This window comes from Burkholderia aenigmatica, from assembly GCF_902499175.1.
In the GTDB taxonomy this organism is placed as follows: domain Bacteria; phylum Pseudomonadota; class Gammaproteobacteria; order Burkholderiales; family Burkholderiaceae; genus Burkholderia; species Burkholderia aenigmatica.
The window spans coordinates 45,287-52,777 of the sequence record NZ_CABVQC010000066.1; the positions used below are offsets into that span (position 1 = coordinate 45,287).

The window sequence follows — 7,491 nt, forward strand, 5'->3', positions numbered from 1 at the left end:
ACGATTCGAAAAAAACTGGAGACACCGAATGACGAAGCTCAAGGCAGGTTTGCTGACGATGGCGCTCGCGATGACGGCTGCCACGGCCGGCGCGACGACGCTGCGGATCGCATGTGGCGCAGCCGGCGTCGACCAGGACATTTGCCAGGTCTCGGCGAAGCGCTGGGCCGAGAAGACCGGAAACGAGGTCGAATTCATCAGCATGCCAAACAACTCGAGCGAGACGCTGGCGCTCTATCAGCAACTGCTCGGTAGCGGCTCGGACAAGATCGACGTGATGCAGATCGATACGGTCTGGCCGGGCATCCTCGCGAACCACCTGATCGACCTGAAGCCGTACAGCAAAGGGTTCGAAAGCCAGTCGTTCCCGAGCATCGTCGCGAACGATACGGTGAACGGCAAGCTGGTCGCGATGCCGTGGTTCATCGATACGGGGTTGCTTTACTACCGCAAGGACCTGCTCGACAAGTATCGCGCGAAAGTACCCGCAACGTGGGATGAGCTCGACGCCACCGCGCGCAGGATCCAGTCGGGCGAGCGCAGCGCAGGCAACGAAAAGGTCTGGGGCTACGTGTGGCAGGGGCGCGCGTACGAAGGGCTGACCTGCGATGCGCTCGAATGGATCAGCAGCTACAACGGCGGCACGGTGGTCGACGACAAGGGGCGCGTGACGATCGACAACCCTGGCGCGGTCAAGGCGCTCGAGCAGTCGGCGAAATGGGTCGGCACGATCAGCCCGAAGGCCGTGCTGAACTACGGCGAAGAGGAGGCCCGCGGCGTGTTCCAGGCCGGCAATGCCGTGTTCATGCGCAATTGGCCCTACGCGTGGGCGATCGCGAATCGCACGGGCAGCCCGATCAAGGGCAAGGTCGGCATTGCGCCGCTGCCGAAGGGCGGCGCCGACGGCCGCCCGGCCGCCGCGCTGGGCGGATGGCAGCTCGCCGTGTCGCGTTACTCGCCGAACCCGAAACTGGCCGCCGATCTTGTGATGTACCTGTCGAGCGCGGAAGTGCAGAAGATGCGTGCGATCCAGGGGTCGTACAACCCGACGCTTCCGGCGCTCTATCGCGACAAGGACATCCTGCAGGCCAACCCGTTCATGGCCGACCTGCTGCCGACCTTCAGCACGGCGGTCGCGCGGCCATCGACCGTGACGGGCGCGAAGTACAACCAGGTCAGCAACCAGTTCTGGAACGCCGCGCACGACGTGCTCGCCGGCAGCGACACCGCATCGGGCGCGCTCACGCGGCTCGCGGTCGCTCTTAAACGGCTCGCGCCGGGCGGAAACTGGCACTGAGCGCCGCGGCGCGCGCTTGATCGATCGGGCCGGCCTTTGTAGGGTGCCGGCCTGAAAGGAGACATCGAATGAGAACCGGAAGCATCGAAATCAGTAGTAGTCCTTCATTTGCTGGTGTGCCCGCCCGGGTGCGGACCGGGCTTGCTCACGCGCGTCGACGCCAGGCGTGGCTGCTGGTGACGCCTGCGCTGCTCGCGCTGGCGGCCATCGCCGGCTGGCCGCTGCTGCGCACCGCGTGGTTCAGCCTGACCGACGCGCAGCTATCCGACTTGTCGCAGCGTCATTTCGTCGGCCTCGACAACTATCTCGGCGCAGCGGGCGTGCTGCGCGATCCGGCCTGGTGGCAGGCCGTCGGCAATACCGTTCTGTTCGCAGTCGTGTCGGTGGTGCTCGAGACGAGCACCGGGCTCGGCGTCGCGCTGCTGCTCGACGTGCCGTCGCGGCTGCGTACGCTGCTGCGTGCGGCAGTGCTCGTGCCGTGGGCGATCCCGACCGTCGTATCGGCGAAGATCTGGAGCTGGATGCTCAACGACCAGTTCGGGATCGTCAACGCGATGCTGATGTCGATCGGCGCTATCCATGAGCCGCTCGCGTTCACCGCCGATGCGCAGCTCGTATTCCCGACCATCGTGCTCGTCGACGTGTGGAAGACCACGCCGTTCATGGCGTTGCTGATGCTCGCCGCGCTGCAGACCGTGCCGCGCGATTGCTACGAGGCCGCGCGTGTCGACGGCGTGCCGCGCTGGCGCGTGTTTCGGTCGGTGACGCTGCCGCTCATCCTGCCCGGCGTGCTGGTCGCGATGATCTTCCGCTCGCTCGACGCGCTGCGCGTGTTCGATCTGATCTACGTGATGACGTCGAACAGCCGGGTCACCAAAAGCATGTCGGTCTATGTGCGCGAGCAGTTGATCGATTTCCAGCAGGTCGGGTTCGGGTCGGCGTCGGCGATGCTGTTGTTCGCCACGATCGTGCTGTTCACCATCGGCTACATGGCGCTCAGCCGCCGCCGGATGCAGGAGGCGTGACATGAAGAAGCATCCGCTCGACATGGCGATCCACGGGCTGCTGTCGGCACTCGTGCTGGTGATCGCGCTGTTCCCGTTCATCTACATGATCGGCACGTCGATCAAGCATGGTGACGCGTTGTTCGATACCTCCCTCTTCCCCGCGAGCCCGTCGCTCGACAACTATCGCCAGCTGTTTCGCGACCAGCCGTTCGGCGCGTACCTGCTGAACTCGGCGCTCGTCGCGGGCGGGGCTGTCGCGCTGTCGCTCGCGGTGTCGGTGCTCGCCGCGTATGCGCTCGGCCGCGTGTCGTTCCGCGGGCGCGGGGTGCTGATGATGTGCATTCTCGGCGTGTCGATGTTTCCGCAGGTCGCGATCCTGTCGGGCCTGTTCGAGCTGGTCCGCGCGCTCGGCCTGTACGACCACCTCGGCGCACTGGTGCTGTCCGATCTGATCTTCACGCTGCCGTTCACGATCTGGATTCTCGTCACGTTCATGCGCGAGTTGCCGCGCGAGCTGGAGGAAGCGGCACTCGTCGACGGCGTCGGCGTGTTCACGCTGATCTTCCGGATCTTCCTGCCGCTGCTGCGGCCGGCGCTGGCCGCGACGTCGTTGCTCGCGTTCGTGTCGGCATGGAACGAGTTCCTGTTCGCGCTGACCTTCACGATCTCGTCGGAGCAGCGCACGGTACCCGTCGCGATCACGATGATCTCGGGCGCGAGCAGCTACGAATTGCCATGGGGAACCATCATGGCGGCGTCGGTCATCGTCACGGTGCCGCTCGTGCTGCTGGTGCTGGTGTTTCAGCGACACATCGTCTCCGGCCTGACCGCCGGCGCGGTCAAGGGTTGACGCGTCTCGACCCGATCAGGATCAAGAGGGAAAACATGAGTCAGATCAAGTTGAACGGCCTCCACAAGCAGTTCGGCACGGCCCCCATTCTCAGCGACGTGAATCTCACGGTCGAGCCGGGCGAGTTCTGCGTATTCATCGGCCCGTCGGGCTGCGGCAAGTCGACACTGCTGCGGATCGTCGCCGGCCTCGAGGAGCAAAGCGCGGGCGACGTGTGGATCGATGGCCGATGTGTCAACACGTTCGCGCCTGCGCAGCGCGACATCGCGATGGTGTTCCAGAGCTATGCGCTCTATCCGCACATGTCCGTCTACGAAAACATGGCGTTCGGCCTACGTCACCTCCGCTTGCCGAAGGACGAGATTGACCGGAGGGTGCGGCTCGCGTCCGAGTCGCTGCGCCTCGGCGAGCTGCTCGAACGCAAACCCGGCGCACTGTCCGGCGGCCAGCGGCAGCGCGTCGCGATCGGTCGCGCGATCGTCCGAAAGCCGAAAGTGTTCCTGTTCGACGAACCGCTGTCGAACCTCGATGCGGCGCTGCGCGTGAAGACGCGCGTCGAGATCGCGAAGCTGCACCGCAGCCTTGACAGGACCAGCATGATCTACGTGACACACGACCAGGTCGAGGCGATGACGCTCGCCGACAAGATCGTGCTGCTGCGGCCGCTCGAAGGACGCAGCGGGATCCCGAGCATCGCCCAGATCGGCACGCCGCTCGATCTGTATCACCGTCCGGCGAGCCAGTTCGTCGCCGGCTTCATCGGCTCGCCCGCGATGAACTTCCTGCCGGCAAGCGTTGCGGCGGCAAGCCGTACCGAGGTTCGCGCGCTGGCACGCAACTACCCGCTCGACGCCAGCGTGTCCGGCGACAGCCTCGAGGCGGGCACCGGCGTGACGCTCGGCATCCGCCCCGAGCACGTACGGGTTGGCACCGGTGCGGTGACGGGGCAGGTCGCGCACGTCGAGCAGATGGGCGAACACACCTACCTGTATCTCGACACACCGCTGTGCAGCCAGCCGATCGTGGCGAAGACCGATGCCGGCGGCGCGCGGATAGGTGACCGCCTGCGCGTCGACCTGCCGGCCGGCGCGTTGCATCTGTTTCATCCGGACGGACGCGCGGCGGCACGGACGCCGCGCGAGCCTGCCGCGCCGGCGCTCGCGATCGTCTGAGCGGCACGCGGCGAATCCAGCCACAGGTTTCAGGCGGCCACGGCGCATGGCCGCTGTCGAATTGGCGCCAACTCATCGATAAAGGATAGTCATGCTAAACAACAAGCTTTCAGTGATCGTGTGGAACGAGTTCGAGCACGAACGGGAAAACGCGGGCGTCCGCGCGATCTACCCCGATGGCCTGCACCAGGTGATCGCCATGGCCCTCGCCGAGACGCCGGCGCTCGGACACGGCGCGTTGCCGCTCGAGATCGGCACCGCGACGCTTGACCAGCCCGAGCACGGACTCAGCGAAGCGCGTCTTGCCGCGTGCGATGTGTTGATCTGGTGGGGGCACAAGGCGCACGCGAAGGTCTCCGACGAGATCGTCGAACGCGTGCAGCGACGCGTGCTCGAAGGGATGGGCCTAATCGTGCTGCATTCAGGGCACTTCTCGAAGATCTTCCGCCGCCTGCTCGGCACGAACTGTTCGCTGAAGTGGCGCGAAGCGGCCGAGAAGGAGCGGCTGTGGGTCGTCGAACCGTCGCATCCGATCGCGGCCGGCCTCGGCGAGTATTTCGAACTGCAGCACGAGGAGATGTACGGCGAGCGCTTCGACATCCCGCAACCGGACAGCACCGTGTTCATCTCGTGGTTCGAGGGCGGCGAGGTGTTCCGTTCGGGTTGCTGCTGGGAGCGCGGCCACGGCCGGATCTTCTATTTCCGCCCCGGGCATGAAGCGTATCCGACCTATCACGACCGCAACGTGCAGCGCGTGATCGCGAACGCGGTGCAGTGGGCCGCGCCGCGCGTGAACCTCACCGACCGCTGCCCGAACTCGCCGCCGCTCGAAACGCTCAGCGAGAAGAGCCAGCAGTTCGCGCACGTCGGCATCCAGCAAAGCGCAGGAGACCTCGCATGAACGACGATTACAAGGTTGAGCTGCCGGAAGCGGCGGCGATCGCACGCGGCCGTCGCCTGCGCGTCGGCGTGATCGGGCTCGGGATCGGCCGCAAGCATATCGAAGGCTGGCGCGAGCACCCCGATGTCGACGTGGTCGCGATTGCCGATCCCGACGAGAAGCGGCTCGCAAAGGTCGGCGACACGTTCGGCATCGACGCACGCTACGCGTCGGCCGACGCGATGCTTGCAGCAGAGAAGCTCGACATCGTCAGCGTGTGCACGCCGAACAAATTCCATCGCGAGCTGACGCTCGCCGCGTTCGACGCCGGCTGCCACGTGCTGTGCGAGAAGCCGATGGCGCTGAACGCGGACGAGGGGCGCGAGATGCTGATCGCCGCGCAGCGTGCCGGCAAGCGGCTGATGATCAATTTCTCGTACCGCTTCAGCGCGCAGTCGCGCGCGCTGAAGGCGCAGGTCGAAAGCGGCCTGTTCGGCGATTTCTATTTCGGACGTACGGTCTGGCATCGCCGGCGGGGCATGCCCGGTTTTGGTGGCTGGTTCGGCACGAAGGCGCTGGCGGGCGGCGGGCCGCTGATCGATCTCGGCGTGCATCGCCTCGATCTCGCGCTGTGGCTGATGGGCTATCCGAAGCCCGTATGGGTGATGGGCAGCACCTACGATCCGATCGCGCGTGAACTGGCCGCGCGCGCGGGCAAGACGTTCGACGTCGAGGATCTCGCGGCCGCGCTGATCCGTTTCGACAACGGCACGACGCTCGCGCTCGAGGCGTCATGGGCAACCAACATCCAGGAAGCGGAGCTGATGGAAACCCGCCTCCTCGGCACGCGTGCCGGGTTGCTGCAGAAGAACCTGAACGAGGGCTACACGTTCGATGCGCACGTGTTCATCGAGCAGAACGGCGCGCAATTCGACATGCGCCTGAATCCGCCCGCGGAAGGCGCGCATTCGGCGATGTACGACTACGCGGAAGCGATTCTGTGCGACGTTCCGCATCCCGCACCCGGTGAGGAAGGGCTGATCGTGATGGAAATTCTCGACGCGATCTATGCGAGCGCAGCCGCGGGCGAGCCGATCCGCATTCACGCACCGGGACCGGCGGCCACCGACGTGCCGCCGGTGCTCGATCTCGACTCGCCGGCTGAAGTCGCGGGCTGAGTTCGTGCGGGGCCGGCGCGCGGATCGTCCAGCGCGCCGGCTGGCCGGCAGCATCGCGGACGACGCAGCACACACACCTATTCGATGACGCCGCGCATCGCACGCGGCGCACTGACAACGTTTGGAGACACGTTCATGATCGACGAAGCAGGCTGCGCCGTGCGCGGCCCCGCACGCACCCCGTTCAGGCTCACGCGGCTTGCTGCCGCGTTCTCGCTGGCCGTTGCGTCGGCCGCGCTGCATGCGGCGCCGGACCAGACGACGGTCGCCGCGGAGAGCGCGCCGGGCGGCCTCTCGCAGGCCACCGGCGTCGTGCCGGCCGACACGAGTGCTGTCAACGTGGCGACGCCGACGCCGTCGTCGGCCTGGAACCAGCTGACGCCGTGGACGCAGTTCCATGGCTATCTGCGGGCCGGCGTCGGCGCGAGCGACGGCCATTCGCAGGCCTGCTTCCAGTTGCCGGGCGCACCGAGCAAATACCGGCTCGGCAACGAATGCCAGATCTACAGCGAACTGGAGATCGACCAGACGCTGTACAAGTTTTCGAACGGCATGCAGCTGTCGGCAGTCGGCATGGCGAGCCTCGTCAACGATCTCGACCGCACGCCGACCTTCGACGGCAATCACGGAAGGATTCGCCTGCCGCAGTCGTACGTGCAGCTCACGAACTTTCCGGGGCTCGACGACATGCGCATCTGGTTCGGGCGCATCTATTACCGGCGCAACGACGTTCACATGAACGACTTCTACTACTGGAACCCGAGCGGCCTCGGCGCGGGCGTCGAGAACGTGCCGATCGGCGGCGGCCTGAAGCTCAGCTACGCGCTGTTCCGCGAGGACTACATCGATCAGCCCAACTACGCGACACGCCACGACCTGCAACTGTCGGGCGTGCACCCGAACCCCGGCGGCGAACTGCAGTTCGGGCTGTCCTACATCCCGGCCCGCGCGCCGGTGCTGAATGCCGGCGGCATGCTGCAGGACGCGCACAGCGGCTGGTCGTTCACGGTCCAGCACGTGCAGACCAACCTGCTAGTGTAGCGTTCGATTCTTGATTGAACGTAAATGAATCGCCTGCCTCCAACGTCTACTTTGGTTTGCATTGGA

General features: G+C 65.9%; 7 protein-coding genes. All 7 read left to right on the forward strand.

What is annotated here, in order from left to right; all coding sequences use genetic code 11:
• Nucleotides 1-28 precede the first annotated feature (28 nt).
• The 7 genes from BDO18943_RS33710 (at nucleotide 29) to BDO18943_RS33740 (ending at nucleotide 7,425) form a co-directional block, all read left to right on the forward strand.
• Nucleotides 29-1,297: an ABC transporter substrate-binding protein gene (locus tag BDO18943_RS33710; RefSeq protein WP_175025679.1), complete on the forward strand. Its 1,269-nt coding sequence runs from the start codon at nucleotides 29-31 to the stop codon at nucleotides 1,295-1,297.
• Nucleotides 1,298-1,365: 68 nt separating this feature from the next.
• The gene (locus BDO18943_RS33715; RefSeq protein WP_235996261.1) at nucleotides 1,366-2,322 is read left to right on the forward strand and encodes a carbohydrate ABC transporter permease; all 957 of its coding nucleotides are present in this window, start codon (nucleotides 1,366-1,368) and stop codon (nucleotides 2,320-2,322) included.
• 1 nt (nucleotide 2,323) lies between these two features.
• The gene (locus tag BDO18943_RS33720; protein ID WP_089453659.1) at nucleotides 2,324-3,154 is read left to right on the forward strand and encodes a carbohydrate ABC transporter permease; all 831 of its coding nucleotides are present in this window, start codon (nucleotides 2,324-2,326) and stop codon (nucleotides 3,152-3,154) included.
• 35 nt (nucleotides 3,155-3,189) lie between these two features.
• The gene (locus BDO18943_RS33725) at nucleotides 3,190-4,326 is read left to right on the forward strand and encodes an ABC transporter ATP-binding protein (protein WP_175025680.1); all 1,137 of its coding nucleotides are present in this window, start codon (nucleotides 3,190-3,192) and stop codon (nucleotides 4,324-4,326) included.
• 91 nt (nucleotides 4,327-4,417) lie between these two features.
• Complete coding sequence (locus BDO18943_RS33730) at nucleotides 4,418-5,227, forward strand: ThuA domain-containing protein (RefSeq protein WP_175025681.1); 810 nt, start codon at nucleotides 4,418-4,420, stop codon at nucleotides 5,225-5,227.
• On the forward strand, nucleotides 5,224-6,384 hold the full coding sequence (locus BDO18943_RS33735; RefSeq protein WP_175025682.1) for a Gfo/Idh/MocA family protein: 1,161 nt from the start codon (nucleotides 5,224-5,226) through the stop codon (nucleotides 6,382-6,384). Before BDO18943_RS33730 ends, BDO18943_RS33735 begins: the two co-directional genes overlap by 4 nt.
• 135 nt (nucleotides 6,385-6,519) lie before the next feature.
• Nucleotides 6,520-7,425 (forward strand): carbohydrate porin, encoded by a 906-nt coding sequence (locus BDO18943_RS33740; protein ID WP_235996262.1) that lies wholly within the window; start codon nucleotides 6,520-6,522, stop codon nucleotides 7,423-7,425.
• Nucleotides 7,426-7,491: the final 66 nt, after the last annotated feature.